We start from the raw sequence: 26,723 nt of genomic DNA, 5'->3' as shown, positions 1-26,723 counted from the left end.
TTAAATTTCTTGTAACTTCTTATGCAACCTCTCGTAGACAGGCACATCTATCTACTACTATGAAACGAATTTTTGTTCTCGAAAAGGACAGGGATATTCATGGAATTATATCCATGATCCTGCAGGAGGAAGGGTTTATCGTTGAAGGGGTGACTACCATTCAGGAGCTGAGTGAGCTCCTTGAAAAACGAAAGCCTAATGCTATTCTACTTGACGTTATCAGTCCCTACTATGAAGAGGCCGAATACTGCAAAAGCCTGAAAGCTTCAAAACAAGGGCAAGATATTCCAATCATTGTACTTTCAACAAATATTCAGGTTAAAGAAGCTTTATCAAAAGTTTGCGCAGATGAGGTTATATCAAAACCTTTCGATGTTTACGATTTGATTTCAAGCGTTAAAAGCCACCTTGTAAACTAATGTAAAGACTGGGATTGTACTTTTTGATCTCTTTCATCAAGAATATAAATCATCAAGAAGCACGTGGCAGAGAAACAATTTTAGCAGCCAGGAACTTATCTATGGCTGCGATTAAACCGTTAATATCAAAGGGTTTTCGGACTATTCCATCTGCATCATATTTCCCAACTGCTTCAAAGATTCGTTCATCCGAGGAAAGAATAAGCACAGGAATTCCACGGGTATCTTCCAATGATTTCAGTTCTTTACAGATCTCCAGCCCGTTATAATTCCCCATCTGAATGTCAAGCAGGATAAGGTCAGGATTATATTCAGCAATATCTGCCTTGATATTTTCTGGCTCCTCTGAAGTTATCACCGAATAACCCTCCGTCGGCAAAATCAGTTCAAGACAATCCAAAATATCCCTATCGTCGTCAACAGATAGAATTAACTTTCCCATGCTAGATGATTTATGTAGTAACACGTATTTACCGCAAAAACCTGCCCAATTATTAACATTTGAGGAAAATATCTTAGAATTTATTTTGTAGATAAATATTTCCAAAGCGAGTGTTATAAAGCTGAAACAAGGTAATCCGGGAAAATTTTCTTCTATCGACTATTAATAGGATGTTAAAGACAGGATTCCTTTAAGAATTGCTATGTTTGCCTTCCAAAGTAAAATTGAATTAGCGAATCCTAAGGCGGTGTCTAAACGCATATTAATTGTTGACGATAACGAGGACATATTAGATACTCTAATACTGATCCTTACAATAGAGGGATATGAGCTTTATACGGCTCTGTCCCCGGAGAAGATTGAAGAAGACATTAAAGGTTTTCTTCCCGATCTTATCATGCTGGATATCCAAATGGGCGATTATGATGGGTTAGATGTTTGCAGGGATGTAAAGTCAAATGAGAAGACCTGTGAAATTCCAATCATGATTGTTTCCTCTCATGAGAGGATCGAAAAGGCTATACCTGAGTACGGGGCAAATGCTATATTAAGAAAGCCTTTCGAAGTAAACGAACTGTTATGTCAAATAAAAAGCTTTTTTCCTGAAGCCAATGAACAAATGATGGATGCTTAAGCTTCCCATACTCTGAATTCCTAACACATATTACATTACGTAACTTCTTGTAACAAAGCGGAGGAACCTTTCGTTAAAATTTCCTTTCGGACATACTTCATGAGGTACGCTTTCTGCTTAATTTCCTGCTTTTCTTTCCTTATAACAAAATCTCAGGATTTTTCCCTTGGCGGAGAGTTTAAACCGAGGTTTGAATTTCGAAATGGGTATGGGCGACTTCGGCCTTCGAATGATTCTCTTGACCTTCCTGCCAGTTTTATTACTCAGCGATCGAGATTGAACTTCAATTATAACGACGCTAAGCAGAAACTCAAACTAGGAGCTGTGTTACAGGACGTACGCAATTGGGGGTCTACAGAACAACAAAACATCAGTGATAAAAATACATTTGATGTTCACGAATTTTGGATCGAGTTAGGGATCAACCGAAAGTGGAATTTCAAGGCGGGGAGACAGGAATTAAACTATGATAACGCAAGGATTGTAGGTAATTCAGATTGGGCGCAGCAGGCCAGAAGTTTTGATGCCGCATTGCTGAAGTATATGGATCTTCGAAGACAATTTCAAGCCCAATTAGTGTTTGGCCTGAATAGTAAATCTGAGGTACTGAGCCGCGAGATTTATGATGTTAACAATTATAAAATTCTGCAACTCATCTGGCTAAACAAAAAATTCAAAAATCTGAATACAAGCTTTCTCTTTCTGAACAATGGCTTAGAGTACACTGTCAATAAAGATCTTCCAATCAGCGCAGCAAACCGCTCTGTATCTTATTCACAAACTATAGGAGGAAGGATTGAATTTACTCAAAGTAAGTGGGAGCTGAATTCTGAAGGATATTTCCAGGGCGGTCATGACGCCAGCTATAAGAAATTGAATGCCAGGGACGCAGCAATGGATCTGAAGTGGAAGGTTTCTACTACAATAACCCTTGTTGCCGGCGGAGAAATTCTCTCGGGAACAGCCATGAACGAAACGGACGGCAAGAACCATTCCTTTACTCCCCTCTACGGTACGAATCATAAGTTCAACGGAACAATGGACTACTTTTTTGTAGGAGGGCGTCTCACTAACAAAACCGGTCTGAATGATTATTACACTTCTGTACGCTACAAAAACGGCAAGTTCAATATCGACCTTACTCCCCACATGTTTTATAGTATGGCTCCTATCTTCAACCAGGGGCATCAACTGGATTCTTTCCTTGGGGTAGAAACCGACCTCGCGGCGGGCTATAGAATTTCAGAGATTATATTATTGCAGGGAGGAATATCAGCATTAAAAGGAACGTCAACCTTAGGATTCTTAAATGCTGGTGGTGACAAAAATAAATTAAACACCTGGTTTTGGACGCAACTAGTAGTTAAACCGCGTTTTTTCAGCTTTGTTAAATAGGCTGATTTCTGAACTTTTCTCTTACCACCAGGATTATCACTTCAATCCTTCAACTTTCGATTCCTTTAAGTAATATTGGCAAGATTATGGCAAGCTGTAAAGTTTGTAATATTAAATTGTAGAACAAGGATTTTAAGAATTTACCAAAAAATATGGCATCAGGTTTTTTTGCAATTTTAGATGATATAACGGCTTTAATGGACGATGTTGCAGTTGCAACTAAAGTAGCAACTCGTAAAACAGCTGGAATTTTAGGAGATGATCTAGCTGTAAATGCAGAGAAAGCTACAGGCTTCCTTTCATCCAGAGAACTGCCGGTACTTTGGGCTATCACCAAAGGTTCTCTGCTAAATAAAATTATCATTGTACCTATCGCCTTATTGTTAAACGCGTTTTTCCCAGCAGCAATTAAGATCATTCTAATTCTTGGAGGACTTTATTTGGCATATGAGGGCGTAGAAAAAATTATTGAATTTGTATTCCATCGCCAAAAAGAAGGACATGAGGTGATCGAGGAAGTTGTGGAAGACCCAGAGGCGGCGGAAAAAACAAAGATCAAATCGGCAATAACTACCGATTTTATTTTATCGGTTGAAATTGTAATCATAGCATTGGGTAGTGTTATGGATGAAACATTAACAACTCAGATCATGACCGTAGCTGCAGTTGCCCTATTGGCAACTATTGGTGTTTATGGAATTGTCGCCCTTATAGTAAGAATGGACGATACAGGCTATAAGCTGATTAAACACGCTAACGATAAAGGGATATTAGCAATGGTGGGAACCTTGCTGGTAAAATCCCTTCCTATTATTATCAGGATCTTGTCTGTGGTTGGCACGATTGCTTTACTACTTGTGGCAGGCGGAATTTTCGTTCATAATATTGACTATTTACACCACTTGCTTCCCGATTTAAATAGCACCATAAAAGAGTTTGCCATCGGCATAATGGCTGGCCTGCTGGCCGTTTCCGTAATGATGGGAGGAAAAAAGATAGTTTCAGCCTTTAAGTAGTCAGCTTCATTTCAGAAGTTAATAGGTATAAGCATTCTAGAAATAGGATTTTAATGCTTGTACCTATTCCATTGAGTCAATTAGCTTATAAAGAAGATGATAAAGCCGGTTTGCCTCCCCTTCAGGTAAATTGAGCTTCTCTTCCAAATCTTTAGGTGACCGCCCTGCTTCTTCCTTAAACAACCTGCCTTTTATTGTCAGAAATATTAGGATGCCTTGCTCATCTTCAGACGACCTCAATCGTTCTACCTTGTCTATTTCCTTCATCCTTTATTGTGATGAGGATAGCGTAATTTCAAGTAGATATCTCTCAGTCTTAGCCAATCCTCATTTCCCCAGCACGAATAATACAAGATAATGAGGATTCGTAAGTTCTAATGGAGATAAAAAAAAGCTGATAAAATTTAGTTACTAACCTGCTTGCTAAATATCAGGGGAAGCAGAGCAGCTTTACTAATTTTAAAATATCATTTTTGGGGATCATTTTAGCAATTTTTGGATATCCTTTTCTATTGCCTCAGGTTTGGTTATAGGGGAATATCTCTTATATGGCTTACCATTTTTCCCAACCAGGAACTTTGTAAAGTTCCACTTAATTTTACTTCCTAAAAACCCTCCCAATTCATTTTTGAGGTATTTAAATATAGGATGGGTGTTAGCCCCGTTCACATCACACTTCTCGGTAAGCTGAAAGCTCACGCCGTGATTCACCTTACACACTTCCTCCAATGTCTCATTAGATTCTGGCTCCTGCCCCATAAATTGGTCACAAGGAAAGCCAAGAATAACAAGACCGTGATCCTTATATTTTTCATGTAGCAGTTCCAACCCTTCAAACTGAGGAGTTAAACCGCATTGGGTGGCTGTATTTACAACCAGCACTGCTTTCCCCTTAAAATCCGACATAGGAAGCTCTTTACCCCTGGGGGTCCTGGCACTCAAATTATAAAACTGGTTTTCCATCTCTAAATAACTTGATCAAGTATTCCGTCGTTACTTTTAACATCACTGTTCGGCCTACAATAACTTAAATCGGCGATGATGCAAATATCTGAAAGTTTACCATTTCCTATCCAGGCACCTGCTAATATTTAAGTAAACAAATTGAACGAAGTTTCGATTACTAAGACTTATCTCCCGACCATTTCTGAGCAATCATAGCAGCAATAATAAGCTGCATGGCATGATAAAGCATTAGGGGCAGTAAAATGATTCCCATAGCGGTGCTGTTCTGAAAAAGAACTTTCGACAGTACAGTTCCATGTACAAGAGACTTTTTTGAGCCACAAAAAATAGCAGTAATTCGATCCTGACGATTAAAAGCAAGCCAATTTGAAACCAGTGATATTAGATAAAATACCGTAAAGAAAAGGATTGCCATACACAAGGCAAGAATCAGGAGTTCTGGAACTGACAGTCCGTCGAAAAGTTTTTGAGAGAAGGATTCAGCAAAGGAAGTGTAAACAATAATGAGAATAATACTTTGGTCGTATAACTTAAGTGCTTTCTTATTCTGTTCGGCGAATGCCCCCCACTTCTTGTTAAGTAGAAATCCGAGTATAACCGGAATCAGAACCTGAACGGTTAGTTTCAGAATAATATCTGGCAGGTCAGCAGAACCCATCTCTTCTTGTCTCAAAAATATACTCATCCATACGGGGGTCAAAAAAATACCTAATATACCAGAGATACTTGCATTGAAAATGGCCCCGGGAATATTACCACCGGCAACCGAGACCATTACTACCGATGAGGAAACTGTAGAGGGAAGGCTTGCTAAAAAAAACGTTCCCAACCACAGGAATTCTGATTCTTCAAATAAGGGTCTTACAAGGAGGACTAGACCAGGAAACAGTAAGAACGTACTTAATTGCACCAGTACATGAAGTTTCCAGTTGGCCAATCCGCTGAGAAGCTTTTCAGGACTAAGTCGTAATCCATAAAAAAAGAAGATCAGAGTTACACCCCGGCCAGCTAATTTGCCTGGAGAATAAGGAGAGGTATCAAGACCTCCCTCTGGCCAGACCTTTGCTAACAAAATCATCGCAATAATACCTGCAATGAAATAATCAATACCTGCCTTCTTGAAGAAACTGGATAGAGCTACCACGAAGGCAAATTTAACCGATTTATCTTAAATCCTGTATCAACCTTGGCAAATGCAGTAGCTCTCACTACCCCAATACTAGTATTATCGAACAAATTCAACATCCACGACAACCGGAAGGTGATCTGATGGGTAGCGCCGCTCTTTTACATCTGTAAGTGCCGCGTACTTTTTCACTAAGAAATCTTTGCTCAAGAAGACATAGTCTATACGATCCTTCATTGGAGCAGCAAGTTTAAAAGCTGTGAATGTTCCAACAGGGCCATAGGGCGGCATCTGCGTGGTCACATAACTATCCTGCAAGTAGGAAGATAGTGTCTTGATCTGTTCAGTGTCTGGAGTGGAATTGAAATCACCTGTACATATTACAGGAGCGTCTTTAGCAATCTCTTTTATCTTAGATAACATAAGCTTTCCTGATTCACGGCGGGCGACAACTCCCCTGTGGTCAAAATGTACATTAAACACATAGAACTTCTTACCGCTGCTTTTATCACTAAACTTTGCCCACGAACAGATCCTGTTACAGCAATCTGCATCCCATCCTTTTCCTGGCTCTGCAGGAGTTTCCCTTAACCAAAAATTTCCTGAATCGAGCATAGCGAAACGATCCTTTTTATAAAGGATAGCAGAATGCTCTCCAGCCAGTTTTCCATCGTCTCGTCCAGCCCCAAAATAGGCAAAGCCCGGCAGCTCAGCTAATGCCTTCACTTGATGATGGAGGCCCTCCTGAGTACCAATGATGTCAAATCCGTGATATTGAATCAGAGCTTTTACATTTTCTTTGCGATGAGGCCATGCATTTAAACTATCAGCTGGTGTATCATAACGAAGATTATAACTTGCAACCCTAATTCCTGGCTGCTTTTTACTTTGTGCATAACCGTCTATAAAACCAAGAAGGCAAAAGATGAATAAGAATACTTTTTTCATTGAAATACGTGTATGATGTCCGCCCTAAAGTTATAAGATCAGGTTTTAAGGGAATGTTAATAATTTTTAAGGGATTATCAATAGAAAAGGGCTCGCAGGCCCTTTTTATCGTATTCAATTTATTTGCAGATCACTATTCCCCCTTCAGGTTGTATTTCAACGCTTACATCGCCATTTGCCTTGATTCTCTTTTTTTCGAAACGCGGAGTCCTGTCCTTATTATCCAGATAAAAGGAAACTTCAGCATTTGCAAGCATCGGAAGGTTGAGGTTCATTTTAAGCGACTCCTTACCTGCATTTACTCCTGTAACATACCATTTTTCTCCATGACGCCTTGCAAGTATGCAGTACTTTCCAGGGTAACCGTCTATAAAACGTGTTTCATCCCAGGTTGTAGGAACCTCTTTCATAAAGTCGATTTCAAAAGCAGGAACGTCTGTAAGATTGTTAGGCGTTATTGCAAAGTTCTGAACCGGGCTTTGAAACAGCACTGCAGTCGCAAGCTGGAAAATGTCTGTGGTCTTCCGTATGGTTCCACCATCGTTTTTCCGATTATGGCGTTTATTTAATAGAGTACCACCAAAATCCATACTACCTACTGCATTCCTGATGAATGGGTGAAGACAAGCATTAAACGCTTCCTGATCATCAAAGTGCTGGTTGAAGATCAGATTCTCTGAAGCTAAAACGGCTTCACTGCTTACATAATTGGGGTACATGCGCTCCCAGCCTCTTGGAAGAGTACAACCATGAAAAATCACCATCAAGCCGTATTCGTTAGCGTCAGAAAGAATATCTTCATACAACTTCATGGTTTCCTGCTTATCCCCTCCAAAAAAATCGACCTTGAGTCCCTTCACCCCCAGGCTCTTCAACCACTTCATTTCATTCTTACGTACACTTGCATTATTCATGCGATTCTTCGCGCCCTGGGGAGCATCGTTCCAGTAGCCGTTCGAATTGTACCACAAGAAGATGCCCACACCTTTTGATTTTGCGTAGTTGAAAAGCTCAGGCATGCGTTTATAACCAACCTGTGTATCCCACAACGCGTCAACGAGGATATATTCATAATCCAATTTCGCTGCAAGATCAATAAAAGTGATCTGGTCATCATAATTCATGCTGTTATCCTGCCACACGATCCAGCTCCACGTTGCCCGTCCATATTTGTATTCAGTAGAAGGTTCGTAAAGAGGCTCCACTACATCGAAAGGAATAGTCGTTTCAACTATCGGCTTTAGATTATCCCCAACTGTTATAGTTCTCCAGGGAGTTTCGCCGGGTAAAGGAAGCCCCGGTTCTGCACTTCCAATACCGTTGTTCTCTCCCTTTTCGGGAAAGGAAAGAGTAAACAAGCCATCTTTTGTTCCCTCACTTAAACGGGAACCACAATAGGAACTGTTTACCCCGGTTTCAGACACTAAAACCCATCCGTTTTTGCCCACGTGGAAAAGGCCAGGAAATGTATAACCTAATCCATATTTTGAGGGCTTCCCAAGAGGTGCTTCCGCCTCGTATTCTTCCTCGTAACTAGGCTTTGTTCGCATCCATCCGATCATTGGTGTAGCCTGAGGGGTTAGAAAGGTTGTCGTCTCGGAAGGAAAATCAAAGCCTGTAGCCTCTTTCTGAATTATACAGCGCGCCGTTTCCCCTATTTGCGATAAGGCATAACGAAAGGCAATATCATTATTACTTACGCGGAAAATAATCTTTAATTGTTGCTTTTTAGGGTTAATAAAGGTACATGTCACCTCGTTTGCCTGGTAACGTACATTCGACTTTTTGATTTTTGTTTGAGTGTAGCTCTTATCGATGAATGTTTCCTTTTTACCGCTCAGGCTAAGGTTCTGACTTAGATCAGCGATATTACTGACAAGCCCCAAGGGTGATTTTTCAAGCATCGTTTTTCCTTTGTAGAGGACGGTAAAATTAGGCCGTCCATTGTCAACCGAAAGGTCAACCTGTAATAGTTTATCAGGACTACTCACTTTCAAACCCTGGGCGTTGGAAATAACCCAGCTGCTAAAAAAAAGTAGTGTTAAAAACACTTTTTTTGTTGTCTTATAAATTACAGGGTGGGATTTATGGTTCATTGTAATCATTTTTGACCTCGTAAGGAAGCTTGGTGTTTATTTAATTTTATGTTTCCAATGCCTGGCTATCCTTTTTGCCTCTCTGGTGGTTATTTGAATCACGGAAGGATGCTTGGGAGAAGAAAAGTTAGTAGATTTCATTACCCCTTCATTAAAGCGGCCGAGGTTGCTGAAATTTATAAAGTCAGAGGTTTCACTAAAACCGAAATTGTGAGGATTGATACGATAAATGTCATAGATAAGCACCCACTTATTTTCTCCGATCCTCTTATATACTGTGGGAGCCTCACAGCCAACCCGTTCCGGATCCACCTGAGGTTCCTCATAGACATACCCAGAATTTACAGACTCAGACACGGCATGTTTGATACCTGCAGTACCCTCATGAGGCACATAGAACATATGGTATTTATCTCCTACCCTCGTAATATCGGCATCGATATAGGCAGTATTCTGTTTCGGATATTCAAAAAGCACTTTAGGCATAGTTTCCATTGCCGTAAAGTCCTTGTTCATATAGGTATAATATACCTTCTCCTTCTCTTTACCAAAACGCATGGTAAAGTACATCATCGTTTTCTTTTCCTTCTCATCATAGATTAGCTCGGGAGCCCAGGCACATCCGACGTCTCCTAATTCAGGAAAAGCTTCATCTATCCTTAATACCGTGTGAGTCCAGTTGATTAGGTCTGGCGATTTCATCAATACTATACCCCTGTTATTCCCCCAGCCATACTGTTTCCCATCTCTTTCCCACTCGGTGCTCCGGTAACCCGCCTTTTGAGCGTAAATATGAAGATCAGTAAGGGCGAGGTAAAACATTCCATTAGGAGCCCGGTAAATATAGGGATCGCGTATTCCTTTCTGTTCTGCTATTGAATCTCCTGCAATAATAGGCCTGGCACTATTTACATCTGTAAAACTGTAGCCGTCTTTACTTATAGCAAAATACAAACCGTGGGTGTCATCCTTAAAATAAACCATCAGATAAGCTCCCATTTTTTTCTCTTTGGGTATTTTAGTCTTTTCCTGTGCATAATTTGTTCCTGTCAGAAAAACAGACAACATAAGAATCATTAATCTTAGGGTCATTGGTTCAATAATAAGTATAGTGCTTAGCTGTTATTATAATTGTCAGTAACACAATTATAATAAAAATAATATATTGACAGGAATACCTGATGAAAGAAAAATTTTGAACGATTTTTGCCAGCAATAAAATATTAATATATGGAGGTTTCCCAGAAAAATATAGATATAGAAGATAAGCACTCCCAGGAACATCCCATTAGCTTGAAAAGAATGAGGTTTGCTGTTTCGTCCTTTTATTTCGGTCAGGGCATAGCTTTTGCTTCCTGGGCCAGTCGCATTCCTGATATAAAGCACAACTTGGAGCTTTCTGATGCGGCGCTGGGAACTATTCTATTAGCCTTACCAGCAGGGCAACTGTGCACTATGCCCCTCTCAGCACGATTAGTTTCCCTGTGTGGAAGTAGAAAGATAATTGTCATTGCTGCTCCCTTGTATGTATTGGCCCTATGTCTGCTAGGACTAGCATCCAGCTCCTTATTGCTTATGGCTTCTCTTTTTCTATTTGGAATTATTGGCAATATTGCCAACATTTCCATTAATACACAGGGAGTAGAGGCAGAGAAACTATATGGAAAATCAATAATGGCCTCTTTTCATGGTGCCTGGAGTGTGGCAGGATTCACAGGGGCACTAATAGGTTTAGCAATGATAAATCTGGAAATGAACCCTTTTGAGCACTTCTGCTTTATTATACTACTTATTTTCGCGAACACACTTATCAATCATCGCTTTTTAGTGTCAACCAAGCCTTCATCTAATTCAAATTCGCAGGGGAACTTTTTTGTAAAACCAGATGCATCACTGGCATTACTCGGTGTTGTAGGCTTTTGCTGCATGGGTACGGAAGGAGCAATGTTTGACTGGAGTGGTGTATATTTTAAAGAAATAGTCGAAGCTCCGGCACGTTTTGTTGTTGTAGGTTATGCTTCTTTTATGGTAATGATGGCGACAGGAAGATTTATAGGCGACCGGATTATTTCAAGTTTCGGCAGGAAAAGGACAATTCAATATAGCGGACTAACTATATCTACAGGAATGGCAATCTCTGTGTTCTTTCCATCGATAATTCCTGCTACCCTCGGCTTCATGCTTGTTGGTCTTGGCGTCTCGAGTGTGGTTCCAACGCTTTATAGTATTGCAGGAAAAAATAAACGTATCTCGCCAGGGACCGCTCTAGCCATGGTTTCCAGTATAAGCTATTTCGGTTTCCTGTTAGGACCTCCTTTGATTGGCTATATCTCTGCAATATCTAGTCTTCGGTACTCGTACGCCTTAATAGGATGCTTTGGACTATTGATAGCTTTTCTTGTATCGAGAGCCAAAGCATTTGATGAAGTTTAATAGAAAACTGCAACTGGCATTTACTGTACAAAAAGTTGGATGAACATTAATTAAAACAGCCACGGTGAGTTAGCGTTAGTAAACATGACATCCCTTTCTCACCTATGAATCGAACTTTACGTTTTTCTGCCATCGCAAATTTGCGAGTGGTAGCCATTGTAGCTATTATTCTTAATCATGCGCAAATAGGTATATCTGCGAACACGGAATACTCCACCGGATATTTGTTGTACAGCCAATTTTTCAAGTTTGGCTCCCTTCTGTTTATGATTATCGGGGGCTTCCTTTTTCAAAATTCGGTGAATAAGTACAGCTACGCTGAATTAATAAGGCGAAAGGCCCTAACTATCCTTATCCCGACCCTAATTTTTATATTTCCCTGGATAGTGCTTAACTTGTTGGTCCTTCCTCAGCTCGGGGAAAAAAAGCAAGCTATAGATCTTCAGTTTGCAGGAAAGGAACTGTTCAATCTTTTTTTCAGATCAATTTATTGGTTTCCAATTAATCTATTTCTGATACTACTGCTGAATAACTACATAAGGAGTATAAAGCTGGTTAAATTCCTCCTGGTTCCTGCAATTTTAATAACCTTATTTTATAGCATTAATATTTACTTCCACTGGATCCCACGAAAACATAATAGTGCCATTTTAGCCTATTTCAGCTTTTTCTTCCTGGGACGGTTACTTTTTATTTATTTCCAGCCGATCAAGCATTTCCTTGGCTATTTAAAGTCGAGTCTAATGTTACGTTTATCCACTACCTTTGCAACGCTTTCAGCCTTTGGTCTAAGTGTTTACGAAAGCTATAGCATTCAAGAAGCTAACCTTCGTACGGATCCGGGAAATATCCTTCGATTCAGTAATATTATATACACCTTTTTATTGCTTGTTCTGTTATTCAACTATCGTGAACGAATTAAAACCGGAAATTACTTTAAAGAGAAAACCGTATTCCTGATTTACCTCGTTCACCCGTACTGGCTTTATATAGGCAAACATGTAAGTTCGCTTATTTATCAGCAACCCTCTCTCCACACTGCTAAAATCATCCCTTTAGAGATTCTTTATGCTATCTTACTGCTGTTATTCTCTTTAGGAGTATCACGCTTACTGCTTTCAAAAGAGATATTCAATCTAATAATTAATGGAGAAATAAGTGCAGTTTACTTTAGAACAAGTCGGTATTTAGGCAAAAGGCTAAAGTTTGCCAGGGCGTGATATAGAAATATTGAAGATCTAAAAATAGAAAAGCCAGGCATAACACCTGGCATTTCTAATCTAAATTAACGCTCTCGGAAACGTATACGAAACGTTCATAGCAAGGTTTCATAAATCTTTAAATAAATTTATAAATCTCTTCTACTGAATCAGGAACTTCCTTAGCTCCTTATACAAAATTTTGGGATCAAAGGGCTTAAGAATGAAGCCATCCATCCCAGCCTTGCTATAACGTCCCTCGTCGTCCTGTGCGACACTACCGGTAAGTGCGAGGATTGGTAGTCGTTGATATTTTACTTCCGGCAAATCCCTGATTACCTCAACAGCTTCCTCCCCCGACATAACAGGCATGTGAATATCCATTAATACCAGGTCATAGTCTTTTGCCATTACTTTTTCAACAGCTTCTTTTCCGTTTTCTGCAAATTCCACTATCAAACTCCATTTCTCTAAAACTTTTCTCGCCAGCAAACGGTTTATCGCGTTGTCATCAACCACCAAAACCGTAGCATTAATTGCAGTTTCAACAGCGTGTTCCTCAACTTTCAAATTCTCAAGTGCAACAAGCCTTAATTTTAACTCAAAAGAAAAGCACGTTCCCTGCCCCACTACACTCGTCACTGAAATCTTCGATCCAAATAAATCTACTAACTTTTTAGTGATTGACAGGCCAAGGCCTGTACCGCCATACTTACGCGCTGTATCTCTCTCCGCCTGTGAATAGGCATCAAAAATACTCGAAAGCTTTTCCGGTGCAATACCAATCCCGCTGTCCTCTACAGCAAACCTAACGGTAGCAAACTCTTCGTTTGCAACTATAACGCTGGATGATATTTTAACGAATCCTTTTTGCGTGAACTTGACGGCATTGCCAAGCAAGTTCATGAATATCTGATACAATCTTGTTGGATCACTCAGGACACGCTTTGGCGTAAGGGGATCAATGCTTAAAAGGAGATTGACTCCATTATCCTCTGTTTTGAACTTTAACGACTCTATTGTTTTGGACATCAGTTCGACTATATCAACCTTCACCTCTTCCAATTGAAGATTCCCAGTTTCAATCTTGGTGTAATCTAAAACGTCGTTGATAAGTGTAAGAAGGTTTTCTGCAGAGAACTCCAGAATTTTGAGGTTGTCTAGTTGCCTTTCCAAGGGATCTTCTGCCCTAAGTATGCGTGTCATCCCGATTACGGCGTTTAACGGTGTACGCATTTCATGGCTCATCACGGAAAGGAAAACCTCTTTTGATTTACTCAGATCGATTGCGTCCTGCCTGGCCTTTATAAGCTGGTACTCTGTTTTTTTCTTCTCTGTAATATCTAAAGCTATTGAAATCTGACTCTGCAATGTTCCAGTCCCATCAAAAATCGGATTGTTCCTTAGGAGTACCCATACAGCTTTCCCACCTTTCTTATACAGGACTATCTCAATTTCATAGGCCCGTCTTTCCTGGACACAATCTTTTGCGTATTTCAATGTTTCAATATCAGTCTCAGGCCCTACCAGGAGATCGCCAATATCCGTACCTTTCAACTCATCAAGACTAAAATCAATAATGTTCTCGGCGGCCTCGTTCATCCATTGAATCTCGTTTTTCTCATTACGAATAATCACTCCTGCAGGTGACTTTTCTACAGCTACAGTTAGGGTTTTAAGCTGCATCTCATAAGCCTTCCTTTCGGTAATATCTCGTCCATTTACCAGCCAATAACCGTCCATGATTACGTCGGCCCATTCAAACCACTTCAGAGACCCGTCCTTTGTCTGGATCAAGGTTTCCACCTGGAATCGATTTTCTCCTCGTCCTATCGCTTCATAAACGGATGGCATCACTCGTTCTCGTTCACCCTCTACCCCAAATGCCCAAATATTCCGTCCAACTACTTCATCTATTCTATATCCCAGCAGTTCATTAACGGAGGAATTCACAAAAGCAATCGTGCCCTCACTATCTGTAATGCAGTGAAGTTCACTGGAATTATTGAAAAGGTTATGAAACCTTTGAGCCTTCTCCAGCAGATCTTTTAGCACACAGTTATTCTTCCTCGTTTGGAGATTTAGTACCACCTCTTTGGAGAGGATATCCAACGCTTGCCTTTGCTTTTCATCCAGATCCCCGGGCTTAAAATCCATCACGCATATAGTGCCTATTTTGTGACCATCAGGACTAACCAACGAGGTTCCGGCGTAGAACCTGATTCGCGGCTCGCTTTCTACAATGTCAAGATCAGCAAACCGGTGATCAGATAAAAGATCCTTAACTGTAAAAAAGTTTTGCTCCTCTCTAAGGGTATAATCGCAAAAAGATAGAACTCTATGTATTTCATGAGTTTCCATCCCGACTTTAGCTTTTATCCACTGACGATCGTCGTCAATGAAGGTAATAAAGGCCAGCGGGGCATTACATATATAGGATGCTAGCCAGGCTATAGAATCGAATTGAATTTCCTCCCCGGTATCTAATATTTGATAATCCCGTAACGCTTTAACCCTCGCACTTTCCGTTTCACTGATGATTTTAACATCCATAAAACATTATACGAGTAAAAGAAACAAAAGATACTATGTAACAATAAGTTGCGAGAGTAGCGCTGCAGGGTGATTAAAGCCCTACATGGTTAAAAGACTGCCTCTTCTGTGATCAACTCCAGTTCATCTTCGAAAAACTCTCTGTCTTTTCCACCATCCAATGTAACAACAACCTTTTCCCCATAGTTATAGGGAAACGAAATGTAACCAGCCTGATCCGTATTTTTCACCCTTACTTTGTCTAAAACATTAAATTTCATACGTCGAATTTTAGAGCTTCAAAACTGGCAGAAATGAGAAAAAATAGGAAATTAAGTTTTCAACGTGGTATCAAATTAACACAAAGATGATTACCACTTTTTTCCCACGATTGTTCTTTTAATACCAATTGCTGAATTCAGATAATTCTTCCCGGATCCTTTGGTGTAATAAGATTCTTAAAGACCGAGATCATTACAAGAATAAAATGAAAAACCCTGTCGCTATGAGAGCAAACAGGGTAACCTAAACCTTATCACAATTATAAACTATTACGTGATTATTTAGCTTTTGTTATATAGGAAATGTCACCGGAACGTACATAAAATACCATAGTAATTCCCCTTAGTGACAAGCCTGCTTTCTCTTACTAGTGTTGTTGAGAAGACTGCCTTTATTAGTGATCCTAGCAATATAATTTTTCTTAGGAAAATTATATATTGCATGCAAAATCGACGTTATTAGGTTCGTATAAAGGAATATGGAAAATCATTCTAATACATTTACCGTTTGGGTTGCTATTGCAGATAGAAATTATAGGTTAGACGTAATTATAGGTTGTGATGGAAGAGACCTTCCTTCTTACTATACCCTTTGCGAGGGCCCGGTTCCAGTTGGAGTGATCCATTATACCCAAGATGGCGGATGGGAATGGGTCGAAGGAGGTTTTATGCATCAACCTGCCGAATACATTGGAAGATCTATCGAAGAATTGCTTATAAGTAATTCCTAGCTCCAATAAACAAACTCATTGTTTGCAATGGCGATTAGCTCCTTAAAGGATAAGCATCCAAGTATAAGATCCTACGTAATTACCCGTGTTCCAATTATTGATGCGAATACATACAGTGGAGATGTACCTATATCTCTGTAGATAATTCATAAACTGATCAATACTCCTGCTGCGGATAATTTATGTACGTGTTTATGTGATTCCATATTTCAAAAAAAATGTGATAAGGTCAGGTTATTAATCGTGCTTAAGGTTTAAGGTAGCCCCGCTGCTTTTTTTAAAAGCGTGATGTGTATGGAAATAAATCCATCTTTTTTTGTTTCCATTTTATATAGATTAGTTAAAATGTGCGTAATGAAGCTATTTTAATGATTAGCTGTACTATCCAGGAAATCTGAAGCAGGAATTCTAATTCCAAGCGCCTTTTGAATGCCCGGAAAAAAGACAAAATCCAGTTTTACAGGCCTTGAACCCTGTGCTGAAAAAATACCGGCAATAATCGTAAGGAGCACGACCATCAACACTATTATCCCGGCTGCTTTAAAATCTTTAGCTAATTCAATTGGTCTCATAAAGCTTCCCATTAGGGTGTCCTCTTCCTGGGCGGCTTTAAACCCACCATTTTTGTGATATACATATTCATTTGTTACTTGCTAAGGCTGCTTCTCTAAAACCAATGTCAGGTCTCCACTTTAATATCCTGCCTGGTTTTAGGTATGGTAAATCCAAAAGTACTTCCCTTGCCGGGTTTGCTGATAACAAAAATTTGTCCCTTTTGCGCCTCTATAAAGTCCTTTGAAATTGCGAGCCCTAAACCTGTTCCAGTCTTTTTTCCAGTCTCAGAAGGAACCTGAAAATACCTTTCAAAGATCTTCTTCTGGTATTGCAGCTCAATGCCTGGCCCCTCATCGGTCACGGTAAATTCTACCATGTCCCTTTTCAATCGAGCCTGAATTAAAATTTTGCTCCCTGAAGGACTGTATCTTAAAGCATTGGAAAGGAAATTTACTAATACCCATGCAGTCTTCTCTTCATCGGCCGTGATCGTGCTTATCCCCTCTTCGGTAAATACTTCCAGTTCTACAGCTTTCTGATCTGCCTGAAATTGAACTGCTGTACGGGCATAATCCAAAATGGCTCTTGCCTGTGCTTCCTGTATGAAAAGGTGAATGTTACCACTTTCTAATTGGGATAGATCAAGTAGTTCTCCTGTTATCCGTAATAACCTCGTTGCATCGTCCCTGATGTTTTGAATTAAGGATTGCTGTTCATCATTCACCTTCCCGATCCTTTCATCTTCCAAAAGTTTTAAGCTTAATTTGATAGAAGAAATAGGCGTCTTGAGTTCGTGAGAGATAGTAGCAATAAAGTTTGTTTTTGCAGCATCTAGTTCATGAAAGCTTGTGATATTATTTAAAATGATCACTTTTCCGATGGCCTCCTCCTGATTCTTCACCGCGATCGTTTCCTTCGCGAAAAAGCACTCTCCATTCCGAGTACTAAACTCTATTTCTTTATGGTCCTCTTTCAGGAAAACCTTATTGAAAATGGCATTTCCCTTTGCAACCTCCTGAGCGTACTTTCCCTCGTCTGCACTGTTAAGTTTGAGAAGATCAGAAGCTATTGGATTTACGAACAGGATCTTATCGTCTGCATCAAAACCAACTACCCCATCTGTCATACTGTTGATGATCGTCTCGATACGTCTTTTCTCAAAAAGTACTTTGGCAAGATTGCTGCTCTCGTATTCTCCAAGTTTCTGTGCCATACTGTTGTACGCCGTTGCTAACTCACCTAATTCATCATCTGTATAGATCTTCAGCTGCTGATTGTATTGCTTGTTAGCGATAGCCTTAATACCATCGAGTAATTCATGCAGGGGATTAGCAATATATCCAGGGAAGTTCACCATGAAAGAAAAACCGACCAGCAAACAAAAGGCGGTGATCAACCCTAGAACCAGGCTTACATTTTCAGCAATTTGCTGACTCCTGATATTCTTGATATAGATAGCCCTAAGATTTATTTTCTCTATTCTGTCGATCAACTTTTCTATTTGTATCTTCTGAGCGTTACTTATATTTCCTCCACCGCTCTGATTCACCTTATCAATAATTTGACGGATCTGTTGCGTAGCAGCAGTTTCCCCCGCTTCTGTCACATTAGCTTCCTGCAAACTAAGATACTTTTCTACCAATGGCATTTGCTCCCGGCCCAGCCCCTCCGACTTGCTAAGCTGATTATTTAGCTGCCTTACGTATTGCAAACTCTTGTAATTGGATGAAAGGATCGACTGAGAAACTTCCGACAACTGTTGCAGATAATATCCCGCAAGGACACCTACAATGAGGTTGAGGAGAAATAAGAGTCCGATTCCTAACTGAAGTTTGCTTTTTATCTTCATTTGTGTTAATGGTTATACTATTGACGTGCCAGAAATGGGAAACCCCTTTTTATGCACGTATAAACGCCTTTGACCTGTTATTTCGGGTTAAGATTTTTCCGAAATGAAAAAAGGAATTTCATTTTGAAAATTAAGCGAGCTGATACTCCTCAATCTTGCGGTACAAAGTAGTAAGGCCAATATTCAAGATCTTAGCCGCTTCGGCTTTATTTCCCTTTACCAATTGAAGTACTTTTTGAATATGGGCTTTTTCTATACCATTTAAGCTCAAAGAAGATAAATTTTGCCCTGTTTCCAGTTGGTATTCAAATGGAAGATCTGCCTCTGTTAATAATTCTCCCTCTGCCAGAATGATCATTCGCTCCATCACATTCTTTAGTTCTCTTACATTTCCTTTCCAGGGAAGTTGCTTCAATTTGTCTTTCAAACCCTCACTTAAAGCCTTAACTTTCTGATTAGACTTGATGTTGAATTCATCTAAATACGACTCGGCAATAAGTGGGATATCTTCGTTTCTTTCCCGCAAGGCGGGTAGCACAATTCGAAATACCGATATCCTGTAATAAAGGTCTTCTCGGAAATTACCAGATTTGATCTCTTCCGGAAGATCACGATTAGTGGCGGCTATTAGCCGTAAATTTACCTTAGAAACCTTCGTTTCTCCCACTCTTAGGTACTCACCACTCTCCAAAACCCGCAGCAATTTGGCTTGCAGGTCGGCACTCATTTCTCCTATTTCATCGAGGAATAAAGTACCTCCATCAGCTTCTTCTAGTAATCCTTTTTTATTCTTTACGGCACCCGTAAAGGCTCCTGCGGTATGGCCGAATAATTCACTTTCCAATATCTCTCGCGAAAAAGCACTGCAGTTAATAGCTACAAAAGATTTGTTATTACGCTTACTGGCCTGATGGATAGATTGAGCAAAAACCTCCTTTCCTGTACCTGTCTCTCCATTAAGCAGTACGGTCGCATCGGTTTGGGCTACCCTTTGAGCCAGAGCAATTGCCTGTTTTATCGTTGCTGACTGCCCCGTTATCTTATCAAAGCTGTATTTCCTTGAAACCTTACTTTCTAGTTCCCTAATACGGTCCTGCAATTTGATCTTCTCAAAAGCCTTACTGATCAATGGAATGATGCGCTCATTATCATCACCCTTCACAATATAGTCGAAAGCTCCATATTGAATTGCCTTTACGCCATCTGAGATAGTCCCAAAAGCAGTAAGTACAATAATCTCAATAAAAGGGTACTTTTCCTTTACCACCTTTGAAAAGTCGACACCGTTGCCATCCGGTAAACGGACATCGCTAAGCACGATCTGAACATCCTCCCGCAATAAAATCGCTTCCGCTGCTTTTAGGCAGTCGGCTTCAAGTATCCTGTAACCTTCAAGTTTTAAAATCCTTGCCAAAAGTTCCCTTAACTTTTGCTCATCGTCTATAATCAGAATGGATTGCATAATTGATGCTAAGGTTAGAAAGAATTTGGTCTAATACAACGTCTGTCAACGGATTTCTTCTCAAAGCCAAAATTTTCAGATCATCATATATCTTACTATCTTCAAGCCACATTATAGACCTGATTTTTTTTACGAATTACGCTTATGACTATCAGATTTCTCCCGGTAATTGCTCTGTTACTTTTACTCAATAGAACCAGCTCCGCTCAAAATGCTACCAGAAATTGGAATGGTAAGAAATCGGCAGTTGTATTAACGTACGATGACGCACTGAACGTTCATTTGGATAAAGTAATTCCAGCACTGGACTCCCTGAATTTAAAAGGAACTTTTTATTTGATTGCCGCTTCAAATGTGGTTTCAAATAGGATGGACGAATGGAGAAAAGCAGCGAAAACAGGTCATGAATTAGGGAATCATAGTCTAAACCATCCGTGCGACGGAAATCTCCCAGGACGCAGCTTTGTAACTGATGAAGGCGACTTAAGCAAATACAGTGTTGAAAGGGCAGTGAAAGAAATTAGAATTGCCAATACTCTATTAAAAGCTATAGATGGTAAAGACAGAAGAACGTATGCTTATCCCTGCGGTGATCTTAAGATTGGAGACTCCCTCTATTATTCATCCCTCAAAAATGATTTTTCAGGGGCGCGAGGTGTTACTTCAAGATACACACAGATAAAAGAAGTAGACCTTAGCAATATTGATGCGTTCTTTGAGGCTAATACTACCGGAGAAAAAATGATCCAACAAGTAAAAGAAGCTGAAAATACAGGTTCGCTTATTGTTTTTCTATTTCATGGAATTGGAGGTGAACATAATTTGAATGTCGATTTCGAGGAACATAAAAAGCTTATCAACTACCTTAAGCGGAACGAGAAGAACATTTGGATTGCCCCGATGGTAGAAGTTGCCGAGTTTATCAGAAAACAACAGTCAAGGTAAGGGGCACGAGAGCTTAGCTAAACAGTTAGAGTATTTTCTTATCAAAATACGTTTGTAATGCTTTATACCGGTAACTGAAAATCTGCTTTACCTTCTATGTACGAATAACTCGCCTGCAAGCCAACCGATTATCCACTTCCCTATGTCATAGTGAAGGATATCTGTCATCAACACTCCGCCCTCCTGTTCTTTAAAGTGATGTTCATGATGCCAGATATTATAGGGACCCTTCCGTTGTTCGTCAACAAAAAACTCCTTTTCCTTTATGTGCGTGATCTCCGTGCACCAGTCAAGGGGAATATTCATCATAGGCTTAATTTTATAGGTGATGATCAAGCCTTCGTACATTTTGTCTGGAAGGTCAGAGGTGATTTGAAATGTAAGATCGGCCGGAGTGACTTCATTCAGATTACGGGGAGTAGCAAAAAAGTCCCATGCCTCGTCTAACGTAATAGGTAAAAATTGCTCCTGCTTTAGTTTTCTCATAATTTCAAATTAAAGATCTACAACCATTCCATCGGCAGCACAATCCAGGTCTACATCACTAATATTATTTAGCACTTCCGTATCAAGATGTGTAAGCAAGATTTTCTTAAAACTTAATGAGCTCAGATTCTGCTTTAATGTTTCATAATCCAGGTGCCCTTTTATCTTTAACTTGTAAAAATTGCACTCGCAGATAAAAAGATCAGCATCGTGGGAAAGTTGGATAAGATTTGGCGTCCATTCTGTATCTCCAGAGTAGCTGATTATTTTGTTACCAACAGTAATACGCAGACCATGGGGTAAAGCTGCAGGGGTGTGAATAACCGGAAAAGCCTGGACAGTGAGAATATCTGTATGTACCGACTCATAAGGCTTATATTCCTTAAAATCAACTATTAACCTTTCCAAAACTTTTGTAGAGGGATACAAAAGTTCCAATAGATCTTCAATACGTTTCCTTGCTCCGGGAGGACTAATGATCGTTATTGGCTTGGTTCTACTGTAAACCGCGGCCTCCAATAAAAAAAATGGCAAGCCTCCGTAATGATCGCCATGGAAGTGTGTAATAAGGATAGTGTCGATATCCTCCTGTTTAATGCCATTTTGCTTCAAACCAGTTAAGGATGTAACACCGCAGTCGATCAGGAACTGATGGGAGTCAGTTTTTACATGAAAACAAGTAGTTAACCTTCCTCCGCTTCCAAAAGCGTCGCCAGAACCAATAACAGTAAGGGTGATTGGAATATTTGCATTAAGGGTTACATTTTCCATAATGGGATTGTATAGACAAATGTAATCTTCTGCAGCTTTTCCAGCCAGATTATTCATTCACTGAAGCAAAAAAAGCCTCCATAATAGGAGGCTTCTTAAGCAAAAAGGTTCAGCTCTGATTATTTTTTACTTGAAATGGCTTGCGATGCTGGTTGCAAAACATCGAGTATCGGCTTTGCTATACCCTGAAGTTTAGTTTGTGCCGGCTTATTCAGTTCAAGAACAACTATTTCATTCCTTCCTGATTTTAGCCATTCTACCGGTACATAAACGGTCTGTTGAGGACCGATCTCCCAGTACTTACCAAGGTTATGACCATTCACCCATACCACTCCCTTTCCCCAGTTAGAAAAATCAAGATAGGTATCAGCTGCCTTTGATACTGTAAAATAGCCTCTTTTCAACTGAGGAACGCCAGGTTGAATGCTTGCAGAAGTTTTAGCAGGTACAGATTGGATGTTATCAAACGGCAATCTGTACATTTGCCAACCTTTTAGCTCTTTTCCTCCAAGTAAGGCTTGTTCTGTAATACCCTTTTTGTTTTTTAACAAATAAGGACCAAAGTTGATACGTCCCATGTTTTCTACCAGGATATCTAAACGAACCTTCCCTTTTGGAAGTTCAAGCTGAATACTGTCCTGATACAAACGACGGTCCAGTTCCCCTACTCTTGTCCCATTCACAAAGACAACTCCATAATCTCTGAGATCTTTAATCTTCAGCGTTTGCCTTGTACCACCATTTACAGTTGTACGATACATTACATAACCGTAGGCCTGGTTTAGATCCTCAAAAGTTAAAGGCTTTGTGTTTGATACAGGATTAGACAGAAGGTCGAAGATACTTGTGCTTCCTGTGAAAGTAACCGCCGAAGTAGAGGTAACAGGCTTAGCCGCAGGAACAGCAGGCAATACGGTTCCCGGAGGAAGATTACGTTGAATAGCCTCCCTGAACTTCATGAATTTATGTGTTGCATTTCCTGCTTCATCTAAGGGTGCATCATAATCGTAGCTGCTGATCTGCGGCTCGTAAGGATTCTTATCATTAAAATTAGCACCATTCATGAAATCACGGGTAGTTCCTCCGTGGAACATATACATATTTATTGATATACCAGCTCTGAGTGCAGTATCTAGTTTACCTGCATATTGTTCTGCAGGCACAGTATGATGCTTGGTTCCCCACCAGTCAAACCAGGCAGGATACCATTCAGCAATATAATAAGGTCCTTTACCTCCATGATTCTCATTAATAAGGGACTTTACTTTCTTAGGATCATCCACTCCATTAATTGCAGGAAGCAAGCCTGGTAGATGCCCGTCTTTGATTGCAGCCTGAGGGTCACACGTGTAAAGAATTCCATCAAAACCAGCTTCAATAAACATCTTGCGGTTGATATCCAGGTATTCCTTATCCGCACCATAAGAACCATATTCGTTCTCAATCTGCACCATAAGGATATTCCCACCATGGTTCACTTGTAAGGGAGCCAGCTGCTTTCCAACTTCTTTTATATAGTTGCGGTATGCCTGAAGATATTGAGGTTCTTTACCACGCACCTCCAATCCTTTAATGTTCTGCAGCCAGTACGGATAGCCTCCAAACTCCCACTCTGCACAAACGTAGGGACTAGGTCTGAGCACTACCCATAAACCTTCTTCTTTTGCAATCCTTACAAACTCGGCAATATCATTATTCCCTGAAAAATTGTACTTCCCCTTTTCCGGCTCGTGGACGTTCCAGAAAACGTAGGTACCAATAGAATTCAACCCCATCGCCTTGGCCATTTTCATTCGAGCTCGCCAGGCTTCCCTTGGAACACGCGGATAATGGATCTCCCCCGAGATCATTTGAAAAGGTTTTCCATCTAAAAGGAAAACAGAATCTGCTAATGCAAAAGTGTGTGATGAAGTTTGAGCCTGCAGACCTTGTCCTGCCGACCACAGCAAACCAAGAAGTGCAAGTTTGCGAGCAATTTTATTCATAATTATGTGTTTATCTTGATTTTTTATCGACCTGATTTTAATGTTAGGAATACTGATTTCAGGGCCACCGAACTAATTTTAATCTTTATATCGCCAGGCCTTCCGGTTGATTGAACATAGGCCAGCAGCTTTCCGTTGTATACTTTTCGTTTATTTGATTTATAATCTTCGTGACTGGCAAGATCTCCGCTTTCTAAGCCTAGTAATACAGCAGGCCCCTCTACCTGCACATCTACCTCATTATCAGCTTCGAATATCGCATTTCCTTCCTTATCCTGTATTTGTATTTCAACATGGGCTACCCCCTTTTTACTAGCGATTAGTTGCCTTTTATCTACTGTTACTCCGATATGTGAAGGTTCTGAAGATGTCTTCAGCGAAAAAGAAGCAGCTGCTTTTCCTGTTTTCTCAAGGCTTTTAACCATCAACTCCCCCGGCTCATAGCTAAGCTCCCAAAACAGCCCTCTTATATTGTCAGACTTTGTCTTCACACCAAGCGACTTTCCATTGAGAAAAAGCTCCGCTTTGTTGGCGTTGGTGATACAATTAACACGGATTTTATCTCCTTTTTCCCAGTTCCAGGATGGCTTATTATTTCTCCAGGATCGTTCTTCTGATCCTTCTGTAATTTTAGATACTGTTAAAAAGGCCATAGGTTTATCAAGCCATAATGCCTGACGTGCATAAAAATCAGTCTTAGGAAAACCTGCAAGATCAAGCAGTCCTGCACCACTGCTCCGTACTGGCCAAATGCGTGCTTCTCCCATGAAGTCAAAGCCAGTCCAAAGAAATTGTCCGAAAACATTCTTACTTGTATCTACAGCTCTCCAGGCCTCCGCATTTTTTCCGTTCTCACTTCCATATATAATTCTGCCAGGATAGGTCTTGTGATCCTCTTCGTAGCGGTATTCCTGATAATTGTAACCAACAATATCCAGGTTTTGAGGATAACTGGTGGTATTCGACATCACCACACCGGCCAATGCCGCTGTAACGGGACGTGTGGTATCAACCTGTTTTACGATCTCTACCAGTCGCTTCGATATTTCTGCTAGTCGACTCGCAGGAGGATTACCTGGCTGATATCCCTTACCATAGATCTGAGGATTACGACCAGTGCTCAAGACTTCGTGAGTATAAGGGTCGTTAGGGTAGTCGATTTCATTTCCTATGCTCCACATAATAATAGAAGGATGGTTGCGGGTTCTCAATACCATGTCTCTCAAATCCCGTTCAGCCCATTCTTTGAAATTTTCGTGATATCCGTCCCGGCCAGGTTTGCCTACATTCCAGCCTTCAATCCATTTGTTCTTTCCCTCTTCCCACTCATCAAAAGCTTCGTCCATCACCAGGAATCCAAGCTGATCACATAGATCGTACATATAATCCTGATGAGGATAGTGACTCATTCTTATGGCGTTGCATCCCACCTCCTTCAACTTCATCAACCTCCTCAACCAAACTTCTTCCGGAACAGCCGCCCCTAAAGCTCCGGCATCATGGTGTACGCAGACGCCTTTTAGCTTCATGTTCTTACCATTAAGGAAAAATCCATCATTGGCATCAAAGCGAATATTTCTGAAGCCCACCTGCTTTTTATATTCGTCTATTAGCTTTCCATCTTTTAGAACTCTGACGTTTAAGGTGTAGAGATCATGATTTTCCGGCGTCCATAATTTAGGATGATTCACGGGCAGGGAAAACTTCAAATCTTGGTTTGATGATGCTGAAATAGAAACAGATTTGCTGGTACTTGCTAAAGTTTTGTTACCAGAAATAAGGTTCGCTTCAACCCTGAGGGATGCATTTGACGCGGAACTGTTTGCAAGCGAAACACCAATCTGAGCAATAGCATTTTTCTCAGAAACCTGAGGCGTGCAGAAACTAACGCCCCAGGTAGGAATATAAACCAGATTTTTCTTAATAAGATACACATTACGGTAAATGCCGGAACCAGGATACCATCGAGAATCTGCGAACTTTGAATGGTCAACCTTAACCGCAATAGTGTTTTTTCCCTTTTTTAAATAAGCACTAAGTTCGTATTGAAAGGAGATATAACCATTTGGCCTTTTTCCTAAATAATGGCCATTGATCCAAACCTCGCTGTTTTTGTAAACACCGTCAAAATAGATGAAAGTCTTGATAGCAGGATCAGGCTTTTCGAGGTTAAATGACTTACGATACCATCCTATTCCTCCCGGAAGATAACCAGTGCCACTCGCCCACTCTTTGCTGAACGGGCCTTCAATACTGAAGTCGTGTGGAAGATTAACCGCTCGCCAACCACTGTCGTTGATGCTTTCATTTTGAGCATTGCTGAACTCGCCCTTATGAAATTTCCAATCCTCATTGAACAAAGACTTGCCATACTCCTGTGCGTAGCCAAGCTTAAGCTGCAGGATTAAAATCAGAAAGAGAATGCATCTATTCATATTCTAAGTGTGTGTAT

At 40.3% G+C, this 26,723-nt stretch carries 24 protein-coding genes; 8 read left to right on the top strand and 16 right to left on the bottom strand.

What is annotated here, in order from left to right; genetic code table 11:
- The first annotated feature begins 59 nt into the window (after positions 1-59).
- A complete protein-coding gene (locus tag J4N25_RS18215; protein WP_207423232.1) occupies positions 60-419 on the top strand; it encodes a response regulator in 360 nt (119 codons plus the stop codon).
- A gap of 52 nt (positions 420-471) precedes the next feature.
- Here J4N25_RS18215 and J4N25_RS18210 read toward each other — a convergent pair whose 3' ends face one another.
- Entirely contained in the window at positions 472-861 is a 390-nt protein-coding gene (locus J4N25_RS18210) for a response regulator (protein ID WP_207423231.1), read from the bottom strand.
- Between the two features lie 202 nt (positions 862-1,063).
- Here J4N25_RS18210 and J4N25_RS18205 point away from each other — a divergent pair, with 202 nt between their 5' ends.
- The 3 genes from J4N25_RS18205 (at position 1,064) to J4N25_RS18195 (ending at position 3,906) form a co-directional block, all read left to right on the top strand.
- Entirely contained in the window at positions 1,064-1,495 is a 432-nt protein-coding gene (locus tag J4N25_RS18205) for a response regulator (protein ID WP_207423230.1), read from the top strand.
- A gap of 99 nt (positions 1,496-1,594) precedes the next feature.
- Positions 1,595-2,890, top strand: coding sequence for an alginate export family protein (locus J4N25_RS18200; RefSeq protein WP_207423229.1), 1,296 nt, complete (start codon positions 1,595-1,597; stop codon positions 2,888-2,890).
- A 152-nt stretch (positions 2,891-3,042) separates the two neighbouring features.
- On the top strand, positions 3,043-3,906 hold the full coding sequence (locus J4N25_RS18195) for a DUF808 domain-containing protein (protein ID WP_207423228.1): 864 nt from the start codon (positions 3,043-3,045) through the stop codon (positions 3,904-3,906).
- Positions 3,907-3,969: 63 nt separating this feature from the next.
- Here the strand turns inward: J4N25_RS18195 and J4N25_RS18190 are convergent, their stop codons facing one another.
- The 6 genes from J4N25_RS18190 to J4N25_RS18165 all read right to left on the bottom strand — a co-directional run bounded on the left by J4N25_RS18190 (position 3,970) and on the right by J4N25_RS18165 (position 10,134).
- A complete protein-coding gene (locus J4N25_RS18190) occupies positions 3,970-4,173 on the bottom strand; it encodes a winged helix DNA-binding protein (protein WP_207423227.1) in 204 nt (67 codons plus the stop codon).
- A gap of 213 nt (positions 4,174-4,386) precedes the next feature.
- Positions 4,387-4,869 carry a glutathione peroxidase gene (locus J4N25_RS18185; RefSeq protein ID WP_207423226.1) on the bottom strand — a complete coding sequence of 161 codons (483 nt, stop codon included), beginning with the start codon at positions 4,867-4,869 and terminating at the stop codon, positions 4,387-4,389.
- Between the two features lie 160 nt (positions 4,870-5,029).
- On the bottom strand, positions 5,030-6,016 hold the full coding sequence (locus tag J4N25_RS18180) for a bile acid:sodium symporter family protein (RefSeq protein WP_369410871.1): 987 nt from the start codon (positions 6,014-6,016) through the stop codon (positions 5,030-5,032).
- Between the two features lie 81 nt (positions 6,017-6,097).
- Positions 6,098-6,946: an endonuclease/exonuclease/phosphatase family protein gene (locus J4N25_RS18175; protein ID WP_207423225.1), complete on the bottom strand. Its 849-nt coding sequence runs from the start codon at positions 6,944-6,946 to the stop codon at positions 6,098-6,100.
- Between the two features lie 119 nt (positions 6,947-7,065).
- The gene (locus J4N25_RS18170; RefSeq protein ID WP_207423224.1) at positions 7,066-9,042 is read right to left on the bottom strand and encodes a glycoside hydrolase family 97 protein; all 1,977 of its coding nucleotides are present in this window, start codon (positions 9,040-9,042) and stop codon (positions 7,066-7,068) included.
- Between the two features lie 36 nt (positions 9,043-9,078).
- Positions 9,079-10,134 (bottom strand): glycoside hydrolase family 43 protein, encoded by a 1,056-nt coding sequence (locus tag J4N25_RS18165; protein ID WP_207423223.1) that lies wholly within the window; start codon positions 10,132-10,134, stop codon positions 9,079-9,081.
- A gap of 138 nt (positions 10,135-10,272) precedes the next feature.
- Here J4N25_RS18165 and J4N25_RS18160 point away from each other — a divergent pair, with 138 nt between their 5' ends.
- Both J4N25_RS18160 and J4N25_RS18155 read left to right on the top strand, forming a co-directional pair.
- Complete coding sequence (locus tag J4N25_RS18160) at positions 10,273-11,475, top strand: MFS transporter (RefSeq protein ID WP_207423222.1); 1,203 nt, start codon at positions 10,273-10,275, stop codon at positions 11,473-11,475.
- A 104-nt stretch (positions 11,476-11,579) separates the two neighbouring features.
- Positions 11,580-12,695, top strand: a complete 1,116-nt coding sequence (locus J4N25_RS18155; RefSeq protein ID WP_207423221.1) for an acyltransferase family protein — start codon at positions 11,580-11,582, stop codon at positions 12,693-12,695.
- A 141-nt stretch (positions 12,696-12,836) separates the two neighbouring features.
- Here J4N25_RS18155 and J4N25_RS18150 read toward each other — a convergent pair whose 3' ends face one another.
- Both J4N25_RS18150 and J4N25_RS18145 read right to left on the bottom strand, forming a co-directional pair.
- On the bottom strand, positions 12,837-15,227 hold the full coding sequence (locus J4N25_RS18150; RefSeq protein ID WP_207423220.1) for a PAS domain S-box protein: 2,391 nt from the start codon (positions 15,225-15,227) through the stop codon (positions 12,837-12,839).
- A gap of 89 nt (positions 15,228-15,316) precedes the next feature.
- On the bottom strand, positions 15,317-15,487 hold the full coding sequence (locus tag J4N25_RS18145; protein WP_207423219.1) for a hypothetical protein: 171 nt from the start codon (positions 15,485-15,487) through the stop codon (positions 15,317-15,319).
- 479 nt (positions 15,488-15,966) lie between these two features.
- On the opposite strand from J4N25_RS18145, the gene J4N25_RS18140 reads away from it, so the two are divergent.
- Entirely contained in the window at positions 15,967-16,218 is a 252-nt protein-coding gene (locus tag J4N25_RS18140) for a hypothetical protein (protein ID WP_207423218.1), read from the top strand.
- A gap of 365 nt (positions 16,219-16,583) precedes the next feature.
- Here J4N25_RS18140 and J4N25_RS18135 read toward each other — a convergent pair whose 3' ends face one another.
- The 3 genes from J4N25_RS18135 to J4N25_RS18125 all read right to left on the bottom strand — a co-directional run bounded on the left by J4N25_RS18135 (position 16,584) and on the right by J4N25_RS18125 (position 20,084).
- Positions 16,584-16,790 carry a hypothetical protein gene (locus J4N25_RS18135; protein ID WP_207423217.1) on the bottom strand — a complete coding sequence of 69 codons (207 nt, stop codon included), beginning with the start codon at positions 16,788-16,790 and terminating at the stop codon, positions 16,584-16,586.
- Between the two features lie 107 nt (positions 16,791-16,897).
- Positions 16,898-18,622: a sensor histidine kinase gene (locus tag J4N25_RS18130; RefSeq protein WP_207423216.1), complete on the bottom strand. Its 1,725-nt coding sequence runs from the start codon at positions 18,620-18,622 to the stop codon at positions 16,898-16,900.
- 130 nt (positions 18,623-18,752) lie between these two features.
- Positions 18,753-20,084, bottom strand: coding sequence for a sigma-54-dependent transcriptional regulator (locus tag J4N25_RS18125; protein ID WP_207423215.1), 1,332 nt, complete (start codon positions 20,082-20,084; stop codon positions 18,753-18,755).
- Between the two features lie 144 nt (positions 20,085-20,228).
- Between J4N25_RS18125 and J4N25_RS18120 the strand changes: the two genes are divergently transcribed.
- Positions 20,229-21,029: a polysaccharide deacetylase family protein gene (locus J4N25_RS18120; protein ID WP_207423214.1), complete on the top strand. Its 801-nt coding sequence runs from the start codon at positions 20,229-20,231 to the stop codon at positions 21,027-21,029.
- 87 nt (positions 21,030-21,116) lie between these two features.
- Here the strand turns inward: J4N25_RS18120 and J4N25_RS18115 are convergent, their stop codons facing one another.
- From J4N25_RS18115 to J4N25_RS18100, 4 genes are all read right to left on the bottom strand, one after another.
- Positions 21,117-21,515, bottom strand: a complete 399-nt coding sequence (locus J4N25_RS18115; protein ID WP_242695937.1) for an SRPBCC family protein — start codon at positions 21,513-21,515, stop codon at positions 21,117-21,119.
- 9 nt (positions 21,516-21,524) lie between these two features.
- A complete protein-coding gene (locus J4N25_RS18110) occupies positions 21,525-22,343 on the bottom strand; it encodes an MBL fold metallo-hydrolase (protein WP_207423213.1) in 819 nt (272 codons plus the stop codon).
- 62 nt (positions 22,344-22,405) lie between these two features.
- A complete protein-coding gene (locus J4N25_RS18105; RefSeq protein WP_207423212.1) occupies positions 22,406-24,271 on the bottom strand; it encodes a glycoside hydrolase family 35 protein in 1,866 nt (621 codons plus the stop codon).
- A 23-nt stretch (positions 24,272-24,294) separates the two neighbouring features.
- Positions 24,295-26,706 carry a glycoside hydrolase family 2 TIM barrel-domain containing protein gene (locus J4N25_RS18100; protein ID WP_207423211.1) on the bottom strand — a complete coding sequence of 804 codons (2,412 nt, stop codon included), beginning with the start codon at positions 26,704-26,706 and terminating at the stop codon, positions 24,295-24,297.
- Positions 26,707-26,723: the final 17 nt, after the last annotated feature.

This window comes from Desertivirga brevis (genome assembly GCF_017355835.1).
The sequence above is the reverse complement of the archived record's forward strand: the minus strand, read 5'-3'. Positions and strand labels throughout refer to the sequence as shown.